Here is a 23,216-nt window from a genome sequence, read left to right as displayed (position 1 = left end):
CCGCGATGAAGAAGCTCACTCCACAGGCTGTCCTGGGTTATCCCGTCCTGGCGGTGTTCGTTTTCATATCCCTGCTGCCGCTGTGGATGGCGCTCAAGATCGGCCTCACTTATCCGGACGACGTCTACACCAGCGCTTCGAGCCTGTTGCCGAATGCCTATACGCCCGGGAACTTCCTGCGCGTGATGGGCCTGCCTTCGACCATCGAGGTGTCGGCATTCCGCGCTTCACCGATCGACTTCATGCTCGCACTGCGAAACAGCGTCATCTACACGGCGCTGACGGTCACAGGGCAGATCTTCTTTTCGGCGCTGGCCGGCTACGCTTTTGCCCGCATGAACTTTCCGGGCCGCAACAAGCTGTTTTTCGCCTTCCTTGCCGCCACCATGATCCCGAGCGTGGTGCTGTTCATCCCGAACTTTGTCCTCATCAAGCAGCTTGGTCTCCTGAACAGCTTTGCCGGGCTGGTTGCCCCGACCATCCTGATGACGCCTTTCGCTGTGTTCTTCCTGCGCCAGTTCTTCCTTTCCGCGCCGAAAGAGCTGGACGAGGCGGCGCGGCTCGAGGGGGCGTCCCAGTTTCAGATCTTCTGGCGCGTCGCACTGCCCATCCAGAAAGGTCCGATCGCTACGCTGGCGATCCTGCTGTCCATCAATTCCTGGAACGAGTTCTTCTGGCCCTTCCTGGTGGGGCGCGACCCCGGCGTTCGTGTCATGGCGGTCGCCCTGTCCGATTTCATGAGCCAGACGGGCCGGGGCAATCCCGACTGGAGCGGGCTCATGGCAGCGATCGTGCTGTCGATCCTGCCCGTCATCGCCATGCTCATCGTATTCGGCCGGCAAATCGTGGAGTCGCTGCAGACCAGCGGCCTGAAGTAGCCGGCCAGCCGTGGAATCGAAAAGTGGAGGAGAGACAATGAAAGAATATCTGATGGGGAAAAGACACCTGACGGGCGTTTTTGCCACCGCAACCGCGCTTACCACGCTCGGATCCTCGTTTGCCTGGGCCGAGGATGTGACCTTGAACTATGCCATGTGGGACGCCAACCAGGCTCCCGTCTATCGCCAATGCGCCGACAAGTTCGAAGCTGAAAATCCCGGCATCAAGATCAACATCAAACAGGACAGCTGGGACAATTACTGGACCACGCTGAGCACGTCCTTTGTCGCAGGCACGGCGCCGGACGTGTTCGTCAACCATCTCAGCCGCTTCCCGGAATTCCTGGCGAACGGTGTGATGGATGACCTGACGGACCGTATCGCGGCCGACAAGGTGGAGATGAAGGCCTATCTCCCAGGTCTTGCCGAAAGCTGGAACAAGGACGACCGGCAATATGGCTTGCCGAAGGATTGGGACACGATCGCCCTTATCTACAACAAGAAGATGGTCGCCGATGCCGGCATCAGCGAGGAAGAGCTCAAGAACCTCACCTGGAACCCGAAGGATGGTGGTTCGCTCGAGAAGATCGTCGCGCGCCTCAGCGTGGATCAAAACGGCAAGCGCGGTGACGAAACCGGTTTCGACAAGTCCAAGGTTTCCGTCTATGGCTGGGCAACCAACACCGTTGACGGTTACGGCCAGACGCAATGGAGTTTCCTCGCCGTCTCCGACGGGTTCAAGCCGATCGATAAGCCGTGGGGCAAGCAGTATGGCTATGACAGCCCGGCGCTTGCCGAAACGCTGACCTGGATACGCGATCTTGCCTTGAAGAAGGGCTTCGCGCTTAGCCAGGAGCAGACCGGCAGGCTGAACGCCACCGCGATCTTCGCTGCCGGAAAGGCGGCCATCGTTCCGGATGGCTCGTGGAACATCTCCTCCTATCGGGACACCTCGAAGGCTGAATTCGGCTTTGCACCTTTGCCGCAGGGACCGGATGGCCGCCGCTCGATGTTCAACGGTCTGTCCGACAGCATCTGGTCCGGATCCCAGCACAAGGACGAAGCCTGGAAATGGGTGAAGTATCTCGGCGGATCGGAATGCCAGACCATCGTCGGCAAATCGGGCGTCGTCTTCCCGGCTCGTCCCGAAGCAGCAAAGGCGGCCGAGGAGGCACACAAGGCGAAGGGGCTGGACGTGTCCGCCTTTGTCCAGCTGGCGACACCGGAAACCACTTTTCCGTTCCCGATCTCCGATCGCGCTTCCGAGATATCGGCGATCCTGACGACGGCCATCGAGAACGTCCTGCTTGGCAAGGGTGATCCCGCAACCATCCTCAAGGAAGCCAACGACCAGGCCAATGGCATGCTCTAGCTAGAGCGTGATCCCGAAACGTGGACCCGGTTTTCGGAAAAGATCACGCTCCAACAACAAGGCCGGGCGAGCTTCTCAATTCGAATCCCTGGCGCATCTCTCCCGCGGCAGGATCTTCCTCCGGCGTTCTCTCCCTGACGTCGGAGGAACCTTCACAATCCCTTTTCATCCCACCGAGAACCCGCAATGCGACGCCCAAAGATCACTTTCATCGGAGCCGGCTCCACCGTTTTCATGAAGAACATCATCGGCGATGTGCTGTATCGCCCCGCGCTCCAGGACGCGGTGATCGCGTTGATGGACATCAATCCCGAGCGGCTGAAGGAGAGCGAAGTCGTTGCCGGCAAACTTGTGCAGGCGCTTGGCGCCAATGCCGTCATTGAAACCCATTCCAACCAGCGCAAGGCATTGGAAGGAGCGGATTTCGTCGTTGTCGCCTTTCAGATCGGAGGCTACGAGCCCTGCACGGTGACCGACTTCGAGGTCCCCAAGCAATTCGGCCTGCGTCAGACGATTGCCGACACGCTCGGCGTTGGCGGTATCATGCGCGGATTGCGGACAGTGCCGCATCTCTGGAACATATGTGAGGACATGCTTCAGGTCTGCCCCGACGCGATCCTGCTGCAATATGTGAATCCGATGGCGATCAACATTTGGGCAATCGCCGAGAAGTATCCGTCAATCAGGCAGGTGGGGCTGTGCCATTCCGTTCAGGGCACCGCCTACGAACTGTCGCGCGATCTCGATATCCCGGTTTCGGAAATCCGCTACCGCGCCGCCGGCATCAATCACATGGCGTTCTTCCTGACCTTCGAACATCGCCAGGCGGACGGCAGCTATCGCAATCTCTATCCCGACCTGGTGCGGGGCTACCGCGAAGGGCGCTTCCCGAAACCAAGTCACTGGAACCCGCGCTGCCCGAACAAGGTCCGCTATGAAATGCTGACGCGGCTCGGCTACTTCGTCACTGAAAGCTCCGAGCACTTCGCGGAATATACGCCCTATTTCATCAAAGACGGCCGTGCCGACCTCATCGAGAAATTCGGCATCCCGCTCGATGAGTATCCAAAACGCTGTGTCGAGCAGATCGCCCGCTGGAAGGAGGAATCCAAGACGCTGAAAGGCGCCAGCACGATCGACATCAAGGAGAGCCACGAATATGCCTCTTCCATCATGAATTCGGTCTGGACCGGCGAGCCGTCGACCATCTACGGCAACCAGCGCAACAATGGCTCGATCACCTCGCTGCCGGACAATTGCGTTGCGGAAGTGCCTTGCCTCGTCGATGCAAACGGCATCCAGCCAACCGTCGTCGGCGATCTGCCGCCGCAACTGACCGCACTCATCCGCACCAACATTAACGTGCAGGAGCTCACCGTCAGGGCGCTGACAACGGAAAACCGTGAACACATCTACCATGCGGCAATGATGGATCCGCACACTGCGGCCGAACTCGATCTCGATCAGATCTGGACCCTCGTCGACAGGCTGATCGCAGCACATGGCGATTGGCTGCCCGCATGGGCGCGCGGCTGAACGACCGCCGAATGGCGAGGCCATTCGGCCCGCCGCCATCCCCGCAAGAAAACCCGGAGCAACAGTTCTGTCCCATGACTTTTCTCAGGATCGATCACGTTACCAAGCAATTCGGCTCCGTTCAGGTGGTCAAAGGAGTCTCGATCGAGGCCATGAAGGGAGAATTCGTCGTCTTTGTCGGCCCTTCGGGTTGTGGCAAGTCGACCTTGCTTCGCATGATCGCGGGCCTCGAAGAAACGAGCGAGGGCTCGATCTCGATCGATGGGGAGGATCTAACCCATGCCGATCCGGCCGATCGCCACGTCGCGATGGTCTTCCAGTCCTATGCTCTGTTCCCGCATATGTCGGTCTTCGACAACATCGCCTTCGGCATGCAGGTCAACAAGGTGCCGAAGGCTGAGATCAAGGCGCGTGTTGCGGAGGCCGCTCGCATCCTGCAGATCGAAGCACTGCTCGAACGCAAACCAAAGCAACTCTCCGGTGGCCAGCGGCAGCGTGTCGCCATTGGCCGCGCCATCGTGCGCAAACCCAAGATCTTTCTGTTCGACGAGCCTCTCTCCAATCTGGATGCCGAGCTTCGCACCCAGATGCGTGTCGAGATCGCCAAGATCCATCGCGAGATCGGCGCAACAATGATCTACGTTACGCATGATCAGGTCGAGGCGATGACACTTGCGGACAGGATCGTCGTCCTTCGTGGCGGGTTGGTGGAGCAGATCGGAACCCCCATCGATCTCTACGACAACCCAGCCAACCTTTTCGTCGCCGGCTTCATCGGCAGCCCACGTATGACCTTGCTGTCCGGCAAGGTGGAAAGCGCCTCGGCACATGGCCTTCAGGTCGCGTGTCCAGCCTTTTCCCGACCGCAGTCCATTCCCGGACCCTTTGCGCGGCTGCCGCAAGCAGGCAGTCCGGTCACAATCGGCCTACGTCCGGAAGCCATCAGGATCGACGCCGCGAATCCGGTGTTCAGCGCCAAGGTGGAAATCACCGAAAATCTCGGCGGGTCCACGCTCATCTACGCCGTGACCCAGGACGGAACCGCGCTGATCGTACCGGCACAGGAGCGCTCATCGGTTCGTTCCGGCGATACGCTTCCATTGTCCTTTTCCACAGCCCCGCATGTGTTCGATGCCCAGGGAAACAACCTGCGTTTGCCATAGGTGGAGCCAACCCGCGAAGGCGTACTTTCACCTTCTGCTCGCAACCCTGTTGACAAAAAGGGCGCTTGTCGTTCACCCTTGAAGCTCACCAGGGGGGTCCCGACAAGGGGCTGAGATACTGCTGAACGCGCAGTGACCCGTTGAACCTGATCCAGTTCATACTGGCGTAGGGACGGTGGAACGCTTCGCGGGCCGGCATTTCTTCGGCTTCGGTTTTCGGGCAAAGAGCCCGTATTCCATTCAGCGAAGCGTCGCTCCCTCCTCATGCGCGGACTGGGTCTTCTCGCGAAGGAGGCTCGCTCATGAATATCCATACCCCCACCGTCACCGTTGGCGAATTGCCGGCATCGCGCAAGGTCCATAAGCCGGGCGTCATCCACCCCGGCCTGCGCGTGCCGATGCGCGAGATTTCCGTGCATCCGACCGCCGGCGAGCCGCCGGTCACGGTCTACGATTCGTCCGGGCCCTACACCGACACCAACGTGCAGACCGATATCGAGCGTGGCCTGCCGCGCCTGCGCGAAGAGTGGGTCGTCGCGCGCGGCGATGTCGAGCGTTACGAAGGCCGGCTGGTCAAGCCGGAGGACAATGGCTTCGTCTCCGGCGAGCGGCTGACACCGGAATTCCCGGTGCGCAACCAGCCGTTCAGGGCAAAGGACGGGCGCGCCGTCACCCAGCTCGCCTATGCACGCGCCGGCATCATCACGCCCGAAATGGAATTCATCGCCATCCGTGAGAATCTTGGCCGCCAGGCGGTGCACACCAAACTGCAGCGCGACGGCGAAAGCTTCGGCGCGGCAGTCCCCGACTATGTCACGCCGGAATTCGTGCGCGACGAGGTCGCGCGCGGCCGCGCCATCATCCCGGCCAACATCAACCATCCGGAAGCCGAGCCGATGATCATCGGCCGCAATTTCCTGGTCAAGATCAACGCCAACATCGGCAACTCGGCCGTCACCTCGTCCATGGCGGAAGAGGTGGAAAAGATGGTCTGGGCGACCCGCTGGGGCGCCGACACGGTGATGGACCTTTCCACCGGCCGCAACATCCACAACATTCGCGACTGGATCCTGCGCAACTCACCGGTGCCGATCGGCACCGTTCCGCTCTACCAGGCGCTGGAAAAGGTCGGCGGCGTTGCCGAGGATCTCACCTGGGAGGTGTTCCGCGACACGCTAATCGAGCAGGCGGAGCAGGGCGTCGACTATTTCACCATCCATGCCGGCGTGCGGCTGCCCTATATCCCGCTCACCGTCGACCGTGTCACCGGTATCGTCAGCCGCGGCGGCTCGATCATGGCCAAGTGGTGCCTCTATCATCACAAGGAAAGCTTCCTCTACGAGCATTTCGAGGACATCTGCGACATCTGCCGCGCCTATGACGTGTCGTTCTCGCTGGGCGACGGCCTGCGCCCCGGCTCGATCGCCGACGCCAACGATGCCGCGCAGTTCGCCGAATTGGAGACGCTGGGCGAGCTCACGCAGATCGCCTGGGCCAAGGATTGCCAGGTGATGATCGAAGGCCCCGGCCATGTGCCGATGCACAAGATCAAGGAGAACATGGACAAGCAGCTCGCCGTCTGCGGCGAGGCGCCGTTCTACACGCTCGGGCCGCTCACCACGGACATCGCGCCGGGCTACGACCACATCACCAGCGGCATCGGCGCCGCCATGATCGGGTGGTTCGGCACGGCGATGCTCTGCTACGTCACGCCGAAGGAGCATCTCGGCCTGCCCGACCGCAACGACGTGAAGGTCGGCGTTATCACCTATAAGATCGCGGCCCACGCCGCCGATCTCGCCAAGGGCCATCCTGCCGCCAAGGTCAGGGACGACGCTCTGTCCCGTGCGCGCTTCGAGTTCCGCTGGGAGGACCAGTTCAACCTCTCGCTCGACCCCGAAACCGCGCGCGCCTTCCACGACGAGACCTTGCCCAAGGAGGCGCACAAGGTGGCGCATTTCTGCTCCATGTGCGGACCGAAATTCTGCTCCATGCGCATCTCGCACGACATCCGCGCGGACGCGCAGAAAGAGGGCATGGCGGCGATGGCGGAAAAGTTCCGCGTCGGTGGCGATCTCTATTTGCCTCTCGACACCGCCGCTTCCGTCGAAACAACGGAGGCGGGGACGGACCGGTCATGAAAGCGCTGGTCAAAGGTGCCGGCGTCGCCGGGTTGACGCTGGCTTTCGAGCTGGCGTCGCGCGGCGCCGACGTCACCGTCATCGAAAAGCGGCATCGCCTCGCCGGCAGCGCCTCATGGGCTGCCGGTGGCATGCTGGCGCCCTGGTGCGAGCGCGAGAGTGCGGAACAGGCGGTCGTCACATTGGGCCGCCTCGCGCTCGACTGGTGGGAGGAAGTGCTGCCCGGCCATGTCGTGCGCGCCGGCACACTGGTGGTGGCGCCGGCGCGGGATACGGGCGAGCTCGACCGTTTCGCACGGCGCACGGCCGGGTTCGCGACGATTGGCGAAGAGGCGGTCGCCGCGCTCGAGCCGGATCTTGCCGGCCGCTTCCGACGCGGGCTGTTCTTCGCCGAGGAAGCGCATCTCGATCCGCGCCGCGCCTTGACTACCCTCAAGGACAGGCTGGTCGGCATGGGCGTGCGCTTCGAATTCGGTTACGGCGCGGTGCGTGTGCCGGAAACGGTCGACATCGAGGCCGACTGCACCGGCATCGCAGCGAGCGTCCCGGATTTGCGGGGCGTGCGTGGCGAGATGTTGCTGCTGCATGCGCCGGACGTCTCGCTGGCGCGCCCCGTCCGGCTGCTGCATCCGCGCTTTCCCGTCTATGTCGTGCCGCGCGCCGATCACCTGTTCATGGTCGGCGCGACCATGATCGAAAGTGACGCCAGCGAGCCGGTCACCGCGCGTTCGATGATGGAACTGCTCGGGGCCGCCTATGCGCTGCACCCGGCTTTCGGCGAGGCCGAGATCGTCGAGGCAGGCGTCGGCGTGCGCCCGGCTTTCACCAACAACCTGCCACGCGTCAGCCGCAAGGGAAACCAAATCAGTATCAACGGTCTGTACCGCCACGGCTTCCTGCTGGCGCCGGCAATGGCGAGGCAGGCGGCCGACATGATCTTCCATTCGCAAAGGGAGCTCGCCCATGCGGCTCATCATTAACGGCGAAAGCCGCGAGGTCGGTGCCGGCACGCTGGCGGCACTGCTCGCCGAACTCGACTATGAGGGTGGCTGGCTGGCGACCGCGCTCAACGGCGAAGTGGTGCCGGCCAGGGAACGCGACACCTGCCGCATCGCCGACGGCGACCGCATCGAAATCCTGTCGCCCATGAAGGGAGGGTGAGCCATGACGAGGTTACCCCCACCCCTAACCCCTCCCCTCAAGGGGGAGGGGAACACGCTTGCCTTCTCGCAGCTTGCTTCGATCCATCGATGTGCCCAGCACCCGAGTTCCCCCTCCCCCTTGAGGGGAGGGGTTAGGGGTGGGGGTGCTTCACGCACCTTGGTCTCAGGACCAGCTCTCCGTTCTTCTGCCGGAGCCTGATCATGCTCGAACTCTACGGACAAGAATTCTCATCACGCCTGCTGCTTGGCACCGCGCTTTACCCGTCACCGGCGATCATGGCCGATGCGGTCGAGGCGGCGCGGAACGAGATCGTGACGGTTTCGCTGCGGCGCGAGAGCGCCGGTGGCAAGACGGGCGGGCAGTTCTGGTCTCTCATCCAGTCGCTCGGCGTGCGCGTGCTGCCCAACACGGCCGGCTGCCATTCGGTGAAGGAGGCCGTCACCACCGCGCAGATGGCGCGCGAGGTCTTCGCCACCAACTGGATCAAGCTGGAAGTCATCGGCAACCACGACACCTTGCAGCCGGACGTTTTCGGCCTGGTCGAGGCGGCGGGCATCCTGAGTGGGGAGGGCTTCGAGGTGTTCCCTTATACCACCGACGATCTGGTCGTCGCCGAACGGCTGCTGGAAGCCGGCTGCAAATTGCTGATGCCCTGGTGCGCGCCGATCGGCTCGGCACGCGGGCCGCAGAATGTCGATGCGCTGCGGTCGCTGCGCGGCCATTTCCCCGATGTGCCGCTGATCGTCGATGCCGGCATCGGCCGCCCGTCGCATGCGGCCGCCGTCATGGAGCTCGGCTACGACGCCGTGTTGCTCAACACCGCCGTCGCCAAGGCTGGCGATCCGGTCGCTATGGCCGGCGCTTTCGCCAAGGCGATCGAGGCCGGGCGGGAGGCCTTCCTCGCTGGTCCGCTTGAACCGCGCGACATGGCCGTTCCTTCCACCCCTGTCATCGGCATGGCAGCCTTCTCATGAAACTCGATCCCTTCTACCTTATCGTCGATTCCGCCGCCTGGATCGAGCGGCTGGTGCCGCTTGGCGTGAAGCTGGTGCAGCTGCGCGTCAAGGATACGCCGGATGAGGTTTTGCGCGCCGAGATCCGTGCCGCCAGGGTGACCTGCGAACGCCATCACTGCCAGCTCATCGTCAACGACCATTGGCAGCTCGCCATCGACGAGGGCTGCGACTTCGTCCATCTCGGCCAGGAGGATCTGGCCGAGGCCGATGTCGGGGCGATCCGCCGCGCCGGGCTGAGGCTGGGGCTAAGCACGCATGATCATCTCGAACTGGAAACGGCGCTTGCGGCGGAGCCCGACTATGTCGCGCTGGGCCCGGTCTATCCGACTGTCCTGAAGGCCATGAAATGGGCGCCGCAGGGGCTCGATCGCATCGCCGAATGGAAACGCCGGGCGGGTGAGCTGCCGCTTGTCGCCATCGGTGGATTGACCGTCGAGCGTATCCCAGGTGTGTTCGCGCAAGGTGCCGACAGCGCCGCCGTCGTCACCGACATCACCCGCAATGCCGATCCGGAAGCGCGCACCCGGGAATGGCTGGCGGCCACGGCGTTATGGCGGTGACGCCGGACCGGCATGTCCTGGTCGTCGCCGGTTCGGATTCCAGCGGTGGCGCCGGCGTTGCGCGCGACGTCGAGACGGTTGCCGCCTTCGGCCTGCGTGCTTGCCTCGCGGTAACCGCGGTAACCGTGCAAACCCATGACGCGGTTGAGCGGGTCGAACAGATGCCGCCGGATCTCATCGCCGCACAGATGCGGGCGGCGTTTGCCGCCAACGCAATCGCCGCGGTCAAGATCGGCATGCTGGGCAGCGCGGATGCCATAACCGCGGTTGCCTCTGTACTGGCCAGCCGCCTGCCGCTGCCGGTGGTGCTCGATCCCGTCCTTGCCTCGACGTCGGGTCGCGCGCTGCTCGCCACGGACGCCGTCGAGATATTGAAACGCCGCCTGATGCCGCTCTGCACATTGGTCACGCCCAATCTGCCGGAACTTGCGCTGCTGGGCGATGAGACGGTGGCGACAGACGAGGACGGCATCATCAGCCAGGCAGGACCGCTGTTCGAAAGCGGCATGTCGGCTTTGCTGGTCAAGGGCGGTCATGCAGACGGCGATCGCTCGGTCGACCTTCTCTTGCGTGCCGGCGCGAAGCCGTCACGTTTCGAAGCGCTGCGCCTCGATGTCAGCATGCGTGGCACCGGCTGCATGCTTGCCAGCGCCATCGCGGCTGGGCTGGGTCTGGGTGATGATCTGCAAACGGCGATCAGCAAGGCCAAGGACCATGTTTTCGAAAAGCTGGGTCGGGAAGAGCGCCGGTCTGGCCCAAACTCTCCTCGCATCGATGGTCTGCGAATTGCTGGCAACTCCATCCCGGATTTGTAGAATGCAGTGGACGCAGGGATGGTCCGGCTCGAAGTCAGGCAAACGATGTTGCTGAGGCTGAGTGTTAGTCCGGATGACACGCAATTTTTTGACAGTCGCTTGTGCGAAATGAAACAGGCCGTTCGAAAGCTCCTGGGATGGTTGAGCGCAACCGATGAAATTGGGTTTCCTTTTGACAATGAACGACACGCGCTCGGCATTGCGGGTGTCTCATCATTTGATACTTCGGCTCAGCGAGTTGATTGCCGAAGCCGGCTTCAACGAGGATGCGAGAAAGCCGGCGCATAAAGGCCTCGATATCCTTGTCTATGTCGACAGCGTGGATGCCCAGCGAATGGCGACTCAGACCGGCCTCATGATGAGTTCGATCGATCCGGATGTGCTGATCTACCATCGCAGTGCCAAGCCCGGGCGCTATGATTGGGTGGAGTACTATGTGCGCCTGCGGTACGAAGGCATCAGGGATGCATCCGACAAACTTGGCCGTTTCACGCAAATGATACAGGCGGTTCTTCTGCTCGTCGCCCGACGATCCAAAGTTGAGATCGGCGCTATCGATCGATGGGACGCGATCACGGCCACCATTCGAGAAGAAGTGGCTCGTGACAACTCGATGCGTTTCGATCGCGATGAACCCGATGGAACCGTCATCGTGTGATGTCGCGAAAATTCAGGCGTAGCGTGACTGAATAAACGCTTGATGTCCTATGCTTTCCCGCTCTCCGTCAGGATCCGCTTGTCCCCACCATCGACCACCAGTGCCGTCAGCCTGCCGCTCTGGTAAGCGGCGGTGTCGACGTTGACGCGGTTGGGCATCAGTTCGGCCTCCGCCTGCGGCGTATGACCGTGCACGATCACCTTTTCATACAGTCCCGGATGGTCGAGGAAGACGGCACGGACCCAGATCAGGTCTTCATGCGCCTGGCGGTCAAGTGCGATGCCGGGGCGTACGCCTGCGTGGCAGAAGAAGAAATCGCCGAATGAGATCGAATAGGGTAGATCGTGCAGGAACTGTTTCTGCTCGGGCGAAACGGCGCTGACCAGATCCTTCCAGCCTTGTTCGAGTGAGGCCGGATCGGCGAAGTCGATCGCCACGCCGTAGGATAGCGCCGTCTCGCGGCCGCCATAACGCGAGAACAGCCCGTCGGCGGCCGGCATGGCCAGGAAATCCCGGAAGCCGATATCGTGGTTGCCGGCCAGCGCGATGATGCGCGGATCGCGCTGCTGCGCGGCGATCAGGAAATCGATGACGCCCCTCGAATCCGGGCCGCGATCGACGTAGTCGCCGAGATGGATGATGCGCCAGTCGGCCGGCCGGTCGCGTTCGATCTCGGCTGCGATGGTCCTGTGCATGCCGGACAGCAGGTCGAGGCGGCCGTGCACGTCGCCGATGGCGTAAAGGCGCATGCCGTCCGGCGCGCGGGCGTCAAGGAAATGGATGCCGTCGGTCAAGGCAGAAGCCGCTTTCAAGTCGATTCGAATTTCGATCTGGACCTCTTAGCGGTAAAGCATGTCCTTGCCGACATCCTTGATGTCGCGTTTGCCGCACAGCGCCAATGTCAGGTCGAGCTCCTTGCGGATGATCTCCAGCGCCAGCGTCACACCTTTCTTGCCGGCCGCACCCAGCCCGTAGAGGAACGGACGTCCGATATAGGTGCCCTTGGCGCCGAGGCACAGCGCTTTAAGCACATCCTGACCCGAGCGGATGCCGCCATCCATGTGGACTTCGATCTGGTCGCCGACGGTGTCGACGATCTCTTCCAGCACTGCGATGGAGGAGGGGGCACCGTCGAGCTGGCGGCCGCCATGGTTGGAGATGATGATGGCGTCGGCGCCTGTCTTTGCCGCCAGCACCGCGTCTTCCTTGTCGAGGATGCCCTTCAGGATCAGCTTGCCGCCCCAGCGCTGCCGGATCCATTCCACATCGTCCCAGGACAGGCGCGGGTCGAACTGCTCGTTCGTCCAGGACGACAGCGAAGCGAGGTCGCCCACGCCCTTGGCATGGCCGACGATATTGCGGAAGGTGCGGCGCTTGGTGCCGAGCATGCCGAAGCACCAGCCGGGACGGATCGCCATATCGATCAGGTTCGGCAGGGTCAGCTTCGGCGGAGCCGACAGGCCGTTGCGCACATCCTTGTGACGCTGCGCCAGGATCTGCAGGTCGAGCGTCAGCACCAGCGCCGAACATTTGGCCGCCTTGGCGCGATCGATGAGGTTGAGCACGAAATCCTTGTCGCGCATCACGTAGAGCTGGAACCAGAACGGCTTCCTTGTCACCGAGGCGACGTCCTCGATCGAGCAGATGCTCATGGTCGAGAGCGTGAACGGCACGCCGAATTCCTCCGCCGCCTGCGCCGCCAGCATCTCGCCGTCGGCGTGCTGCATGCCGGTCGAACCGGTCGGCGCCAGCGCCACGGGCATGGAGACGGCCTCGCCGATCATGGTCGAGGCCAGCGAGCGGTTGTCCATGTCGACCAGCACGCGCTGGCGCAGCTTGATCTTGCCGAAGTCTTCTTCGTTGGCGCGGTAGGTGCTCTCCGTCCAGGCGCCGGAATCGGCATAGTCGAAGAACATCTTGGGCACGCGCTGGCGAGCCTGCTGCTTGAGATCGTCGATGGTAAGAAGCATGCTCATTTCGCCTTCCCGCTTTCGCGCGCCGCCGCGCCTGTTTCATTGCGTTTGCGGCCGGGTTCCTGATCCCCGCCACGTTGTTTCAATCGAAGCCGCGACACGCGTTGCCAGTCGCCGGTGCGTTCGGCTTCCACCATGGAGCGTTCGACATAGGTGATGTGGTCCATCGCCGCCTTGCGCGCCGCAGCCGGGTTGCCTGATTTGACAGAGGCATGGATGGCGCGGTGCTGGGCCAGCAGCTCGTCGCGCGCGCCGGGCAAGGTGAACACCAGCAACCGGTTCTGGAACACACCTTCCGAGAGCAGGCGGTAGCAGGACCGCAACGTGTGCAGCAGGATGATGTTGTGCGCGCATTCGCCGACGGCATTGTGGAATTCGACGTCGATGTCGGCTTCGTTCTGGAAATCGCCGGTGCGGTGCGCCTCGTCCATGCGCGCCATGATGCGGTCGAGCAAGGCGAGATCGTCCGGCGTCGCGCGCCGGGCTGCATATTCGGCGGCGATGCCTTCGATCTCGCGGCGGTATTCCAGATAGTCGGCGGCAGCTTTACGGTGAGTGGAGATCAGCTCCATCACCGGCTTGGAGAACACTTGGCCGATGACGTCGGCGACATGGGTGCCGCCGCCGTGCCGGGTCTGCAGCAGACAGCGCGTTTCCAGCGCCTTCAGCGCGTCGCGTAGGATCGGTCGGGACACTTCGAACTGGCGGGCGAGGTCGCGTTCGCCCGGCAGCCGGTCGCCCGGACGCAGCACGCCTTCCAGGATCAAGGCCTCGATCTGCGCCACCACCTCGTCGGCGGTGCGCGAATGATCGATGCGGGAAAAGATGTCGCCCAAGGAAGTGTCCGAGAAAATGCTATGCCGCCTAGAATAGCGGCAATCTTGCCAACTGGTCAATTAATCTATCCAATTTACCGCATTGGCGCATTCGCCTGGCAAGGGCGGCGCTTGCCGTCGAGGCGGCACTTTTCATTGTCACGGCCAGGGATTGCTCCTAGAGCTTTGAAAAAGACAGGGTTCAGAACCTTGGGGGAACTGCCGTGTCGGACGACCAGTCCAATCTCGAATTCCGGCCGCGTGCCATCGGCAGCGTCCTGGGTTTTCCTGCGCATGAAGGCCGCCCGAGCGCGCTGGGCGAGGTGCACGCTCGCCCGCACCCGCTGGTCGAAACGCCGCGGGTCCTGATCCAGCTCTCCTTCATGACCGAAGGCGGCGCCAGCGTCGACCACGCCGTGCTGTCCGAGCTTTCGCGCCGGCTGGGCATCGCCGCCCCCGGCAGCCAGGCGCGCCTCCACGCCATGAAATGGGGCAAGGGCTCGCTGCGCTGGGAGCGCCATACCGAATTCTCGACCTATCTGTGGGAAGGGCCGCTCGACGAGAGCGGGCGCGCGCATGAGGACACGCCGTTCGGCAATGGCTTCTCGCCGCCCGGCACGGTGATTTCCGGCATCCGACTGGAGATCCGCAACTGGACCGCGGCCAACGAGAAGCTGGTCGACAGCTTCGACCCCACCAGCCTGTGCTTTTCGCTGGTGGAGCGCGGCGCCGCGGCGATCATCGCCGACTTCCGCCAGGATGGTGACGGGCTGACACGCATCCTGGTGCTCAACCGCGCGCTGACGCCGGCCAGCACCGGCGCCCTGTCGCAGCGCCTGCTCGATATCGAGACCTATCGCACGCTTGCGATGCTCGGCCTGCCGCTGGCGCAGTCGCTGTCGGCGCGGGTGCGTCGCATCGAAGACAAGCTCGCCGTCATCACGCGCGAGATGAAGGGGACGGAAACCCGCGACAGCCAGACCTTGCTGGCCGATCTCACCGAACTCGCCGCCGAACTGGAGGCGGACGCTGCTTCCAGCCTCTATCGTTTCGGCGCCAGCCGCGCCTATGACGGTATCGTCAGCGAGCGTCTGCAAGCGCTCGATGAAGAGGTGGTGCCGGGCTATGACACCTGGGGCGGCTTCCTGCAGCGCCGCGTCGCGCCGGCCATGCGCACATGCCGCTCGGTCGAGGAGCGGCAGGCAAACCTGTCGCGCAAGCTGACACGCGCCACCACGCTGTTGCGCACCTGGGTGGATGTCGAAGTCGAGAAGCAGAACCGCGACCTTCTCGCCTCGATGAACAACCGTGCCCGCCTGCAACTGCGTCTGCAGCAGACGGTGGAAGGCCTGTCGGTGGCGGCTGTGTCTTATTACGTCGTCGGGCTGATCGGCTATCTCGCCAAGGGTGCGTCCTTCTTCGGCCATGCCTTTGCACCGGAGGTGGTCACGGCCGCGTCCGTGCCGATCGCTGTCCTGCTCGTCTGGTGGGGCGTGCGCCGCGTGCAGCGCCTGCATGGCGAACCCGCGAGCCACGCAGGCGAATAGCGCAGTATCTTCGATCCTGTCTGCCAGCGTCAGATTGACGCGCGGAAAGGTGCGCGCATGACGGCGCCTGCTTTGGCCGAAAGCATCATTTGCATGCACCGTGTCGAATTGGTAAAAAGCTTTTACCAGTCAGTGCATTTTTTACAGTCAAGCGCAGGGAGGCATCATGTCCGGTCTTGCCATGCCGAAGCCGGATGAGGCGACGCTTGGACGGCGTGCCACCATCGTCGCCGATCTCAGGTCGATCGTGCCGGGCGAAGGCGTCGTCGAAACCGTCAATGAGATGCGCGGCTTCGAAAGCGACGGGCTGACCGCCTATCGCCAACTCCCCCTCGTCGTGGTGTTGCCTGAGACGGTGGCGCAGGTGTCGCGGGTGCTGAAATATTGCAACGAACGCAACATCCGCGTCGTGCCGCGCGGCGCCGGCACTTCGCTGTCCGGCGGTGCCTTGCCACTGGAAGACGCGGTCCTGCTGGTCATGAGCCGCTTCAATCGCATCCTCGGTATCGACTACCCCAACCGCACCGTCACCGCGCAGCCCGGCGTCACCAATCTCGGCATCACCTATGCGGTGGAGCAGGAGGGCTTCTACTACGCGCCGGACCCGTCCTCGCAGATCGCCTGCTCGATCGGCGGCAATGTCGCGGAGAACTCCGGCGGCGTGCACTGCCTGAAATACGGCCTCACCGCCAACAACGTTCTGGGCATCGAGATGGTGCTGATGAATGGCGAGGTGGTGCGGCTCGGTGGCAAGCATCTCGACGCCGAAGGTTATGATCTGCTCGGCCTGATGACCGGTTCGGAGGGCCTTCTCGGCGTCGTCACCGAAGTGACGGTGCGCATCCTGAAGAAGCCGGAGACGGCGCGCGCCCTGCTGATCGGCTTCCCGACCAGCGAGCAGGGCGGCCAATGCGTGGCCGACATCATCGGCGCCGGCATCATTCCCGGCGGCATGGAAATGATGGACCGACCGGCGATCCACGCCGCCGAGGATTTTGTGCAGGCGGGCTATCCTTTGGAATGCGAGGCACTGCTGATCGTCGAGCTCGACGGACCGGTGGTCGAGGTCGATCACCTGATCGGTGCCGTCGAGACGATCGCCATCAACAACGGCTCGACCACCTGCCGCATCTCGCAATCGGAAGAAGAGCGCTTGCGTTTCTGGGCCGGCCGCAAGGCGGCCTTCCCGGCGGTCGGGCGCATCTCGCCGGACTATTACTGCATGGACGGCACCATTCCGCGCAAGGAACTGCCGCGCGTGCTGGCCGGCATGCGCTCCCTTTCCGATACCTATGGCCTGCGTGTCGCCAATGTCTTCCACGCCGGCGACGGCAATCTGCATCCGCTCATCCTCTATGATGCCAATGTGCCGGGCGAACTGGACAAGGCCGAGAAGTTCGGCGCCGACATCCTGCGGCTTTGCGTCGAGGTCGGCGGCGTCCTGACCGGCGAGCATGGCGTCGGCGTCGAAAAGCGCGATCTGATGCCGGAGATGTTCAACGAGGCCGATCTCGACCAGCAGATGCGGGTGAAATGCGCTTTCGACCCTAACCATCTGCTCAATCCCGGCAAGGTGTTTCCGCAACTGCGCCGCTGCGCCGAACTCGGCCGCATGCATGTGCATCGCGGCCAGGTCGCGTTTCCCGACATTCCGAGGTTTTGAGGATGCTGTTCAGGCAGGCCATCCTCGAAGCTGTTGCGCGTGGCGATGTCACGCTTGCCTTCCGGCGCTGGCAGCGCCCAACGGTGAAAGCCGGCACCGGTCTGCGCACGGCGGCCGGCGTGGTGCGCATCGCTGCGGTCGAGCCAGTCGAGGAACGGGATTTGAGCGAAGCCGATGCGAAGGCTGCCGGCTTTGCCGATCGCTCTGCACTGCTGGCCGACTTGCGTTCGGATGGCGATCGAACGCTCTACAGGATCGCCCTTGATGGCATCGAGCCGGACCAGCGCATCGGCCTGCGAAGCGAAGGGAAGCTCTCCGAGGCGGATTGGCACGGACTGGCAGCCCGCTTCGAACGCTGGGACCGGGCGAAACCAGGTTATTTCCCGTCGATCCTGAGCGCTATCGGCGCCCATCCGGGCACATCGGCTGCCGAGCTGGCCCGGGCCGCCGGGGTTGAGAAGCTGAAATTCAAGCAGGACGTGCGCAAGCTGAAGGAACTAGGCCTGACCGAGAGCCTCGAAACCGGCTACCGGCTCTCGCCACGCGGCGAGGCGGTGCTGGAGAAATTGCGGGAGCATCGCCTGTGATCGGTTCGAGCCATCAGGACTTGGGTTCCTCGCCCCCGCAGAGCGGGGGAGAGGTGGCTCGGGCGCAGCCCGAGACGGAGAGGGGGACTTCGCACACTTCCCCTCGCCGTTCTCCGAACCACATCGCCAGGGCTCGCGAGTTGCGGCACGGCGGTAATGTGGCCGAAGCTACCCTCTGGAGCGAATTGAAAGCAAAGAAGCTCGGCGGTTACAAGTTCAGCAGGCAAGTGCCCCTCGGGCCTTACTATGCGGATTTCGTCTGTCGACAGGCGAAGCTGGTCATTGAACTCGATGGCAGCCAACACGTCGACAGCGACTCCGACAAGCGTCGTGACGAATTCATGCAGGTTAACGGCTATTCCGTCCTCCGATTCTGGAGTGGCGATGCGCTGAAGAATATTGGTGCAGTCTGTGAAACCATTCTTGCGGTTCTCGATGGCCGGCTTGCCGGTGATATCGCCAGTGCTGATCTCAAGTTCGTTTTCGCGCGTGCGGAGCATGCTGGAAGAGGGGAGGAATGATCATGAATTTCACTCTCTCGGCATATGAGAACCGTCCCCCTCTCCGTCGCCGCTTCGCGGCGCCACCTCTCCCCCGCCTTCGGCAGGGGCGAGGAACCGCGGTTGCGGCGGCGGCGCTTTTCCAGCTTGGGTTCCTCGCCCCCGCAAAGCGGGGGAGAGGTGGATCGGGCGTAGCCCGAGACGGAGAGGGGGGCTTCTCGCCAAACGCATTGCTCTGCGGCGTGGCCGCAAGAAATCCTGGAACCACCGGCGCATGACCACCTTCACTCCAACGTCGCCCGCCGAAGTGCTTTCCGCCGTGCAATGGGCGGTTGCCGAAGAGGCGCCGCTGGAGGTCGTTGGCCACGGCTCCAAGCGCGCCATCGGCCGCCCTCTGCAGACCGAACACACGCTCGATCTCTCAAAACTCACCGGCATCACACTCTACGAGCCGGCGGAACTGGTGCTGTCGGCACATGCCGGAACACCGCTGGCGGAGATCGAAAAGCTGCTTGCCGAAAATGGCCAGCAACTTGCTTTCGAGCCAATGGATTATGGCCGGCTGCTTGGCGAAGAGCCCGGCAGGGGTACGATCGGCAGCGTGCTTGCCGCCAACCTGTCCGGTCCCCGGCGGCTGAAGGCAGGCGCGGCGCGCGACCACATCCTCGGCATCCATGCCGTGTCGGGCCGCGGCGAGGCTTTCAAATCCGGCGGCCGTGTCGTCAAGAACGTCACCGGCTACGATCTTTCCAAAGCGATGGCGGGGTCCTGGGGCACGCTTGCGGTGTTCACCGATGTCACCTTCAAGGTTCTGCCGGCGGCGGAGACCGAGGTGACGCTGGCCGTGCGTGGCCTTCTCGACGACAAGGCGGCCGCCGCCATGTCGATGGCGCTCGGCTCGAGTGCCGAAGTGTCGAGCGCGGCGCATCTGCCTGAACGCATCGCAGCAAGGGTTGCCGAGGGCGCGCTGGGCAGCGAGGCAGCAACCTTGCTGCGCGTCGAGGGGTTTGGTCCTTCGGTGACCTATCGCATTGGCGCGCTGAAGGATCTGCTGCGAAACGCCGGTCAATTGCTGGAGATCGAGGGCGAGGCGTCCGGCGCGATCTGGCGCGATATCCGCGATTGCGTACCGTTCGCAGGTTCCGACAAGCCGCTCTGGCGCGTGTCGATGGCGCCGGCCGATAGCCATGCCATGGTGATGGCGCTGCGCATGCAGTCTGCGGTGGAGGTGTTCTACGACTGGCAGGGCGGCCTGATCTGGCTCAGCATGGAAATGGGCGAACCCGAAGACCGGCTGGTGCGGGGCGCGGTGAAACATTTCGGCGGCGGCCATGCGACGCTCGTCCGCGCCGCGCCCGGTGTCCGTGCAGCCATGCCGGTGTTCGAGCCACAGCCGCCTGCGTTGGCGGCTCTTGCCGATCGGCTCAAGGCCGAATTCGATCCAAAACAGATCCTCAATCCCGGCCGGATGGCTTAGCAATGCAGACTTCGTTCACCGCCGACCAGCTTGCCGATCCGCATGTCGCGGAATCGGAGAAGATCCTGCGCAAATGCGTGCATTGCGGCTTCTGCACCGCCACCTGTCCGACCTATGTGACGCTGGGCAACGAACTCGACAGCCCTCGAGGGCGCATCTACCTGATCAAGGACATGCTGGAGAACGGCCGTCCGGCCGACAAGGAGATCGTCACCCATGTCGATCGCTGCCTGTCCTGCCTGGCCTGCATGACGACCTGCCCCTCGGGCGTCAACTACATGCATCTGGTCGACCATGCGCGCGCTCATATCGACAAGACATACAAGCGTCCGCTGGCCGACCGGCTGATCCGCTCCGTGCTCGCCTTCGTGCTGCCGCATCCGGCGCGGTTTCGCGCCGCGCTGAAACTGGCAAGGCTCGGCCGGCCGTTCACGGGTCTGTTCGAGAACAGCAACGCGCTGAAGCCGCTGGCAGCCATGCTGAAGCTGGCGCCCGCCAGCGTGCCGGTGCCTTCGCCGCTGGCCAGCCCCGGCGTGCGCAGCGCTGCGAACGGGCAGAGACGAGGGCGGGTTGCATTGCTCACCGGCTGCGCACAGCAGGTGCTGGAGCCTGGCATCAACGAAGCGACTGTCTCTCTGCTCAACAGGCTCGGCATCGACGTGGTGATGCCCGAGGGCGAGGGTTGCTGCGGCGCGTTGGTCCATCACATGGGCCGCGAGGAAGCAGCACTCGCCTCCGCGCGCCGCAATGTTGATGCCTGGATGCGGGAGATCGAGGGCGAAGGGCTGGACGCCATCGTCATCACGGCATCGGGCTGCGGCACGACGATCAAGGACTACGGCTTCATGCTGCGGCTGGATCCGGCCTACGCCGAAAAGGCGGCGAAAGTGTCGGCGCTGGCCAGGGATGTGACGGAATATCTGACCACGCTCGACCTGCCGGAGCCCGCACGCAAGCCGGGCACGGTCGTTGCCTATCACTCCGCCTGCTCGATGCAGCATGGCCAAAAGATCACGCGGCAGCCGAAGGATCTGCTTGCCCGTGCCGGTTTCGTGGTGAAGGAGCCACGCGAAGGCCATCTCTGCTGCGGCTCCGCCGGCACCTACAACATCCTGCAGCCGGAGATCTCGGCCCGCCTGCTCGAGCGCAAGGTCAAGAACATCACCGCCACCGGCGCCGAAGTGGTCGCCACCGGCAATATCGGCTGCATCACGCAGATCGGGTCTGCCGCGAAGCTGCCGGTGGTGCATACGGTGAAGCTGCTCGACTGGGCCTATGGCGGCGAGCCGCCCGCCGAGCTGCGCGTCGGCAAAGCCGCTTGACTAGCGGTAGCCGGTGGCATCGGCCGGCTTGCCGGGCTCCTCGACCTCGGCGATGTAACGCCAGGCATCGGGTTGCGACCCGTCGAGGTCGGTGAAGCCATACACCTTCGCCAGTTGTCCGCTGGACAAGGACTGGCCGTTCCAGCGTGCGCGGTCCGGATCGGCCGCGAGCGCTGCGACGGCTCGCCCGACGAAATGCGGCGTTTCCGAAATGACGAAATGCGGCACGTTCGCTGTTGCGTCGCGCCAGTTCTCTTCCCTGACGCCATAGGTCTCCAACATGATTTCGGAACGCAGCCATCCGGGTGTCAGCGAGATCGCGGTGGCGTTATGCGGGGCAAGGTCCTTGGCATGCGTCCAGCCCATGCGGTTCACCGCCACCTTGGCAAGATCGTAGAAAGGGGAGAGGCGATAATGGCTGGCATTGTATTCGGCCGTCCCGTCCGTCACTTCCACCAGCAGCCCGCCGGGCTTTTCGATCAGCAAGGGCAGTGCGTGGTGTGCGGTGATCAGATGCGTATCGATGGCCAGGTGCAGCATGCGCAGGCCCTTGGCGAGATCGTGTTCCCAGACAGGCTTGTTCCATTCGACATAGGTCTCGCCGCCCCAGATATCGTTGACCAGGATGTCGAGGCGGCCCTGCTCCGCGCGAATGCGCTGCACCAGTGCCGCGACCTCGTCCGAAACGAGGTGGTCGACCTGAACGGCGATGCCTTTGCCGCCGGCGGACGTGACCAGTTCCGCAGTCTGTTCGATCGTCTCTGGACGCCGGTATTCGGATTGCTGCTGCCGTGTGGTGCGCCCGGTGACGTAGACCGTGGCGCCGACTGCCCCCAATTCAACCGCTATTCCGCGGCCCGCGCCGCGTGTTGCGCCCGCGACAAGCGCCGTCTTTCCGGCAAGCGACCCTGCAAGTGCCATTGAAACCTCCTGGGCTTCTGCTTTTGATGGATGTGTGAAATAATATATAAATGAATATTCACTTATTAATCGGAAATCAACATGCCGCGACCGAAAACGTTGTCCGACGAGAAGGTGCTGGAGATCGCGCTCGGGCTGATCCATGAACGCGGTCCCGAGGCGCTGACCTTCGAAAGCCTGGCGCGCGCCTGCGGTCTCTCCCCCGCAACGCTGGTTCAACGTTTCAAGACCAAGGTCGGGCTAAAACAGGCCGCTCTTCTGGCCGCCTGGGACCGTTTGGACGCGCGCACCGAAGAGCTTGGCGCCTCCGTCGCCAGGACGCCGGACGGCGCCGTCGACCTGCTGGTCGATCTGTCGCGCGGTTATGGCGAGATCGAAGCCTATGCCGAAGGCCTGTTGGTGCTGCGCGAGGACCTGCGTGACCCAGTGCTGCGGGCGCGCGGCGCGGCCTGGCGCAAACGTCTCTCGACCGCGCTCGATGCGTGTTTTTCAGATGTGGTGACCGCACCGCGCAATATTGGCTTGCTGATGGCCTCGCAGTGGCAGGGTTCGCTGTTGTGGTGGGGCTTCGATCCGCAGGGGCGTGTCGAGGATTTCGTCGAAACCAGCCTGCGCCAGTTCGTTGCGGAGCTGCTGCCGCGTTAATGCACCGTCTGCTGCCAACGTCTGTTCAGTTGCCGAGGCTTATCCGTTTTCATTACCTCCGAGGTCATTGCTGCTGTCGCCCGCTCTGGCATTTTGCACGCCATCAAGCCCAGACAGGAGAAGACAGTGGCCATCACCTACATCATCGGCTTCCGCGTCCGCCCACAGCAACAGGATCGGTTCATGGCGCTGCTCAACGGTGTCCTGGACACGATGCGGCATGAGGAGATGTTCATCTCGGCCACCTTGCACCAGGACCCGGAAGATCCATTGCGGCTATTGCTGCACGAGACCTGGGTCGATCATCAGGACGTGCTCGACGTGCAGCTGAAGCGCCCATACCGCGAGGAATGGCACGCGGCGCTCGACGAGGTGCTGGAAGCTCCACGCGACATCCAGGTCTGGCGGCCGATCAGGAGCGACAGCCGCGCGGCCTTTGACCTGGTCTAGCTTGCCGCGTTGG

23 protein-coding genes and 1 riboswitch are annotated in these 23,216 nt (G+C 63.3%); of the genes, 19 read left to right on the top strand and 4 right to left on the bottom strand.

Features of this window, described 5'->3' with window-relative positions:
• Positions 1-5: 5 nt before the first annotated feature.
• The 11 genes from ACFWXH_RS21375 (at position 6) to ACFWXH_RS21325 (ending at position 11,303) form a co-directional block, all read left to right on the top strand.
• On the top strand, positions 6-878 hold the full coding sequence (locus tag ACFWXH_RS21375) for a carbohydrate ABC transporter permease (protein WP_379123374.1): 873 nt from the start codon (positions 6-8) through the stop codon (positions 876-878).
• A gap of 37 nt (positions 879-915) precedes the next feature.
• Positions 916-2,250, top strand: a complete 1,335-nt coding sequence (locus ACFWXH_RS21370) for an ABC transporter substrate-binding protein (RefSeq protein WP_379123373.1) — start codon at positions 916-918, stop codon at positions 2,248-2,250.
• 186 nt (positions 2,251-2,436) lie between these two features.
• A complete protein-coding gene (locus ACFWXH_RS21365) occupies positions 2,437-3,786 on the top strand; it encodes an alpha-glucosidase/alpha-galactosidase (protein WP_379123372.1) in 1,350 nt (449 codons plus the stop codon).
• A gap of 74 nt (positions 3,787-3,860) precedes the next feature.
• The gene (locus tag ACFWXH_RS21360; protein ID WP_379123371.1) at positions 3,861-4,949 is read left to right on the top strand and encodes an ABC transporter ATP-binding protein; all 1,089 of its coding nucleotides are present in this window, start codon (positions 3,861-3,863) and stop codon (positions 4,947-4,949) included.
• Between the two features lie 80 nt (positions 4,950-5,029).
• Positions 5,030-5,140: riboswitch (TPP riboswitch) on the top strand.
• Between the two features lie 111 nt (positions 5,141-5,251).
• A complete protein-coding gene (thiC, locus tag ACFWXH_RS21355) occupies positions 5,252-7,090 on the top strand; it encodes a phosphomethylpyrimidine synthase ThiC (RefSeq protein WP_379123370.1) in 1,839 nt (612 codons plus the stop codon).
• Positions 7,087-8,070, top strand: coding sequence for a glycine oxidase ThiO (gene thiO, locus ACFWXH_RS21350; RefSeq protein ID WP_379123369.1), 984 nt, complete (start codon positions 7,087-7,089; stop codon positions 8,068-8,070). The genes thiC and thiO overlap by 4 nt, the downstream gene beginning before the upstream one ends.
• Positions 8,054-8,251, top strand: a complete 198-nt coding sequence (thiS, locus tag ACFWXH_RS21345; RefSeq protein ID WP_379123368.1) for a sulfur carrier protein ThiS — start codon at positions 8,054-8,056, stop codon at positions 8,249-8,251. Before thiO ends, thiS begins: the two co-directional genes overlap by 17 nt.
• Positions 8,252-8,454: 203 nt before the next feature.
• A complete protein-coding gene (locus tag ACFWXH_RS21340) occupies positions 8,455-9,228 on the top strand; it encodes a thiazole synthase (protein WP_379123367.1) in 774 nt (257 codons plus the stop codon).
• Positions 9,225-9,830, top strand: a complete 606-nt coding sequence (locus ACFWXH_RS21335; RefSeq protein WP_379123366.1) for a thiamine phosphate synthase — start codon at positions 9,225-9,227, stop codon at positions 9,828-9,830. Before ACFWXH_RS21340 ends, ACFWXH_RS21335 begins: the two co-directional genes overlap by 4 nt.
• On the top strand, positions 9,800-10,645 hold the full coding sequence (locus ACFWXH_RS21330; RefSeq protein WP_379123365.1) for a hydroxymethylpyrimidine/phosphomethylpyrimidine kinase: 846 nt from the start codon (positions 9,800-9,802) through the stop codon (positions 10,643-10,645). The genes ACFWXH_RS21335 and ACFWXH_RS21330 overlap by 31 nt, the downstream gene beginning before the upstream one ends.
• Before the next feature lie 178 nt (positions 10,646-10,823).
• Positions 10,824-11,303, top strand: a complete 480-nt coding sequence (locus ACFWXH_RS21325; RefSeq protein ID WP_379123364.1) for a hypothetical protein — start codon at positions 10,824-10,826, stop codon at positions 11,301-11,303.
• Between the two features lie 47 nt (positions 11,304-11,350).
• Here the strand turns inward: ACFWXH_RS21325 and ACFWXH_RS21320 are convergent, their stop codons facing one another.
• The 3 genes from ACFWXH_RS21320 to ACFWXH_RS21310 all read right to left on the bottom strand — a co-directional run bounded on the left by ACFWXH_RS21320 (position 11,351) and on the right by ACFWXH_RS21310 (position 14,112).
• Positions 11,351-12,052 carry a metallophosphoesterase family protein gene (locus ACFWXH_RS21320; protein WP_379123815.1) on the bottom strand — a complete coding sequence of 234 codons (702 nt, stop codon included), beginning with the start codon at positions 12,050-12,052 and terminating at the stop codon, positions 11,351-11,353.
• Between the two features lie 90 nt (positions 12,053-12,142).
• On the bottom strand, positions 12,143-13,279 hold the full coding sequence (locus tag ACFWXH_RS21315) for an L-lactate dehydrogenase (protein WP_379123363.1): 1,137 nt from the start codon (positions 13,277-13,279) through the stop codon (positions 12,143-12,145).
• Entirely contained in the window at positions 13,276-14,112 is an 837-nt protein-coding gene (locus ACFWXH_RS21310) for an FCD domain-containing protein (protein ID WP_379123362.1), read from the bottom strand. The genes ACFWXH_RS21315 and ACFWXH_RS21310 overlap by 4 nt, the downstream gene beginning before the upstream one ends.
• Positions 14,113-14,315: 203 nt before the next feature.
• On the opposite strand from ACFWXH_RS21310, the gene ACFWXH_RS21305 reads away from it, so the two are divergent.
• From ACFWXH_RS21305 to glcF, 6 genes are all read left to right on the top strand, one after another.
• Positions 14,316-15,638, top strand: a complete 1,323-nt coding sequence (locus tag ACFWXH_RS21305) for a DUF3422 family protein (protein ID WP_379123361.1) — start codon at positions 14,316-14,318, stop codon at positions 15,636-15,638.
• Between the two features lie 166 nt (positions 15,639-15,804).
• Positions 15,805-17,301 carry an FAD-linked oxidase C-terminal domain-containing protein gene (locus ACFWXH_RS21300; protein WP_379123360.1) on the top strand — a complete coding sequence of 499 codons (1,497 nt, stop codon included), beginning with the start codon at positions 15,805-15,807 and terminating at the stop codon, positions 17,299-17,301.
• Between the two features lie 2 nt (positions 17,302-17,303).
• Complete coding sequence (locus tag ACFWXH_RS21295; RefSeq protein ID WP_379123359.1) at positions 17,304-17,888, top strand: ASCH domain-containing protein; 585 nt, start codon at positions 17,304-17,306, stop codon at positions 17,886-17,888.
• 53 nt (positions 17,889-17,941) lie between these two features.
• Positions 17,942-18,409, top strand: a complete 468-nt coding sequence (locus ACFWXH_RS21290) for an endonuclease domain-containing protein (protein ID WP_379123813.1) — start codon at positions 17,942-17,944, stop codon at positions 18,407-18,409.
• A gap of 253 nt (positions 18,410-18,662) precedes the next feature.
• Positions 18,663-19,865: an FAD-binding protein gene (locus ACFWXH_RS21285; RefSeq protein WP_379123358.1), complete on the top strand. Its 1,203-nt coding sequence runs from the start codon at positions 18,663-18,665 to the stop codon at positions 19,863-19,865.
• A 2-nt stretch (positions 19,866-19,867) separates the two neighbouring features.
• A complete protein-coding gene (gene glcF / locus ACFWXH_RS21280; protein ID WP_379123357.1) occupies positions 19,868-21,187 on the top strand; it encodes a glycolate oxidase subunit GlcF in 1,320 nt (439 codons plus the stop codon).
• Here the strand turns inward: glcF and ACFWXH_RS21275 are convergent, their stop codons facing one another.
• Positions 21,188-22,108 (bottom strand): SDR family oxidoreductase, encoded by a 921-nt coding sequence (locus ACFWXH_RS21275; RefSeq protein WP_379123356.1) that lies wholly within the window; start codon positions 22,106-22,108, stop codon positions 21,188-21,190. It abuts the gene before it with no gap.
• An 81-nt stretch (positions 22,109-22,189) separates the two neighbouring features.
• Here ACFWXH_RS21275 and ACFWXH_RS21270 point away from each other — a divergent pair, with 81 nt between their 5' ends.
• Together ACFWXH_RS21270 and ACFWXH_RS21265 are read left to right on the top strand one after the other, a co-directional pair.
• The gene (locus tag ACFWXH_RS21270; RefSeq protein WP_379123355.1) at positions 22,190-22,753 is read left to right on the top strand and encodes a TetR/AcrR family transcriptional regulator; all 564 of its coding nucleotides are present in this window, start codon (positions 22,190-22,192) and stop codon (positions 22,751-22,753) included.
• Between the two features lie 126 nt (positions 22,754-22,879).
• The gene (locus ACFWXH_RS21265) at positions 22,880-23,203 is read left to right on the top strand and encodes a putative quinol monooxygenase (RefSeq protein ID WP_379123354.1); all 324 of its coding nucleotides are present in this window, start codon (positions 22,880-22,882) and stop codon (positions 23,201-23,203) included.
• Positions 23,204-23,216 lie beyond the last annotated feature (13 nt).

The sequence above is a fragment of the Mesorhizobium sp. NPDC059054 genome, assembly GCF_042739215.1.
Lineage (GTDB): Bacteria > Pseudomonadota > Alphaproteobacteria > Rhizobiales > Rhizobiaceae > Mesorhizobium.
Note: the sequence above shows the minus strand (reverse complement) of the source record. Positions and strands in the feature narration are given on the sequence as shown.

What these genes read in the sequence shown, in the direction of transcription:
- ACFWXH_RS21375 (WP_379123374.1), top strand. Translation starts at nt 6, where the DNA reads ATGAAGAAGCTCACTCCACAGGCTGTCCTGGGTTATCCCGTCCTGGCG.
- ACFWXH_RS21370 (WP_379123373.1), top strand. Translation starts at nt 916, where the DNA reads ATGAAAGAATATCTGATGGGGAAAAGACACCTGACGGGCGTTTTTGCC.
- ACFWXH_RS21365 (WP_379123372.1), top strand. Translation starts at nt 2,437, where the DNA reads ATGCGACGCCCAAAGATCACTTTCATCGGAGCCGGCTCCACCGTTTTC.
- ACFWXH_RS21360 (WP_379123371.1), top strand. Translation starts at nt 3,861, where the DNA reads ATGACTTTTCTCAGGATCGATCACGTTACCAAGCAATTCGGCTCCGTT.
- thiC (WP_379123370.1), top strand. Translation starts at nt 5,252, where the DNA reads ATGAATATCCATACCCCCACCGTCACCGTTGGCGAATTGCCGGCATCG.
- thiO (WP_379123369.1), top strand. Translation starts at nt 7,087, where the DNA reads ATGAAAGCGCTGGTCAAAGGTGCCGGCGTCGCCGGGTTGACGCTGGCT.
- thiS (WP_379123368.1), top strand. Translation starts at nt 8,054, where the DNA reads ATGCGGCTCATCATTAACGGCGAAAGCCGCGAGGTCGGTGCCGGCACG.
- ACFWXH_RS21340 (WP_379123367.1), top strand. Translation starts at nt 8,455, where the DNA reads ATGCTCGAACTCTACGGACAAGAATTCTCATCACGCCTGCTGCTTGGC.
- ACFWXH_RS21335 (WP_379123366.1), top strand. Translation starts at nt 9,225, where the DNA reads ATGAAACTCGATCCCTTCTACCTTATCGTCGATTCCGCCGCCTGGATC.
- ACFWXH_RS21330 (WP_379123365.1), top strand. Translation starts at nt 9,800, where the DNA reads ATGGCTGGCGGCCACGGCGTTATGGCGGTGACGCCGGACCGGCATGTC.
- ACFWXH_RS21325 (WP_379123364.1), top strand. Translation starts at nt 10,824, where the DNA reads ATGAACGACACGCGCTCGGCATTGCGGGTGTCTCATCATTTGATACTT.
- ACFWXH_RS21320 (WP_379123815.1), bottom strand. Translation starts at nt 12,052, where the DNA reads ATGCGCCTTTACGCCATCGGCGACGTGCACGGCCGCCTCGACCTGCTG.
- ACFWXH_RS21315 (WP_379123363.1), bottom strand. Translation starts at nt 13,279, where the DNA reads ATGAGCATGCTTCTTACCATCGACGATCTCAAGCAGCAGGCTCGCCAG.
- ACFWXH_RS21300 (WP_379123360.1), top strand. Translation starts at nt 15,805, where the DNA reads ATGTCCGGTCTTGCCATGCCGAAGCCGGATGAGGCGACGCTTGGACGG.
- ACFWXH_RS21295 (WP_379123359.1), top strand. Translation starts at nt 17,304, where the DNA reads ATGCTGTTCAGGCAGGCCATCCTCGAAGCTGTTGCGCGTGGCGATGTC.
- ACFWXH_RS21285 (WP_379123358.1), top strand. Translation starts at nt 18,663, where the DNA reads ATGACCACCTTCACTCCAACGTCGCCCGCCGAAGTGCTTTCCGCCGTG.
- glcF (WP_379123357.1), top strand. Translation starts at nt 19,868, where the DNA reads ATGCAGACTTCGTTCACCGCCGACCAGCTTGCCGATCCGCATGTCGCG.
- ACFWXH_RS21275 (WP_379123356.1), bottom strand. Translation starts at nt 22,108, where the DNA reads ATGGCACTTGCAGGGTCGCTTGCCGGAAAGACGGCGCTTGTCGCGGGC.
- ACFWXH_RS21270 (WP_379123355.1), top strand. Translation starts at nt 22,190, where the DNA reads ATGCCGCGACCGAAAACGTTGTCCGACGAGAAGGTGCTGGAGATCGCG.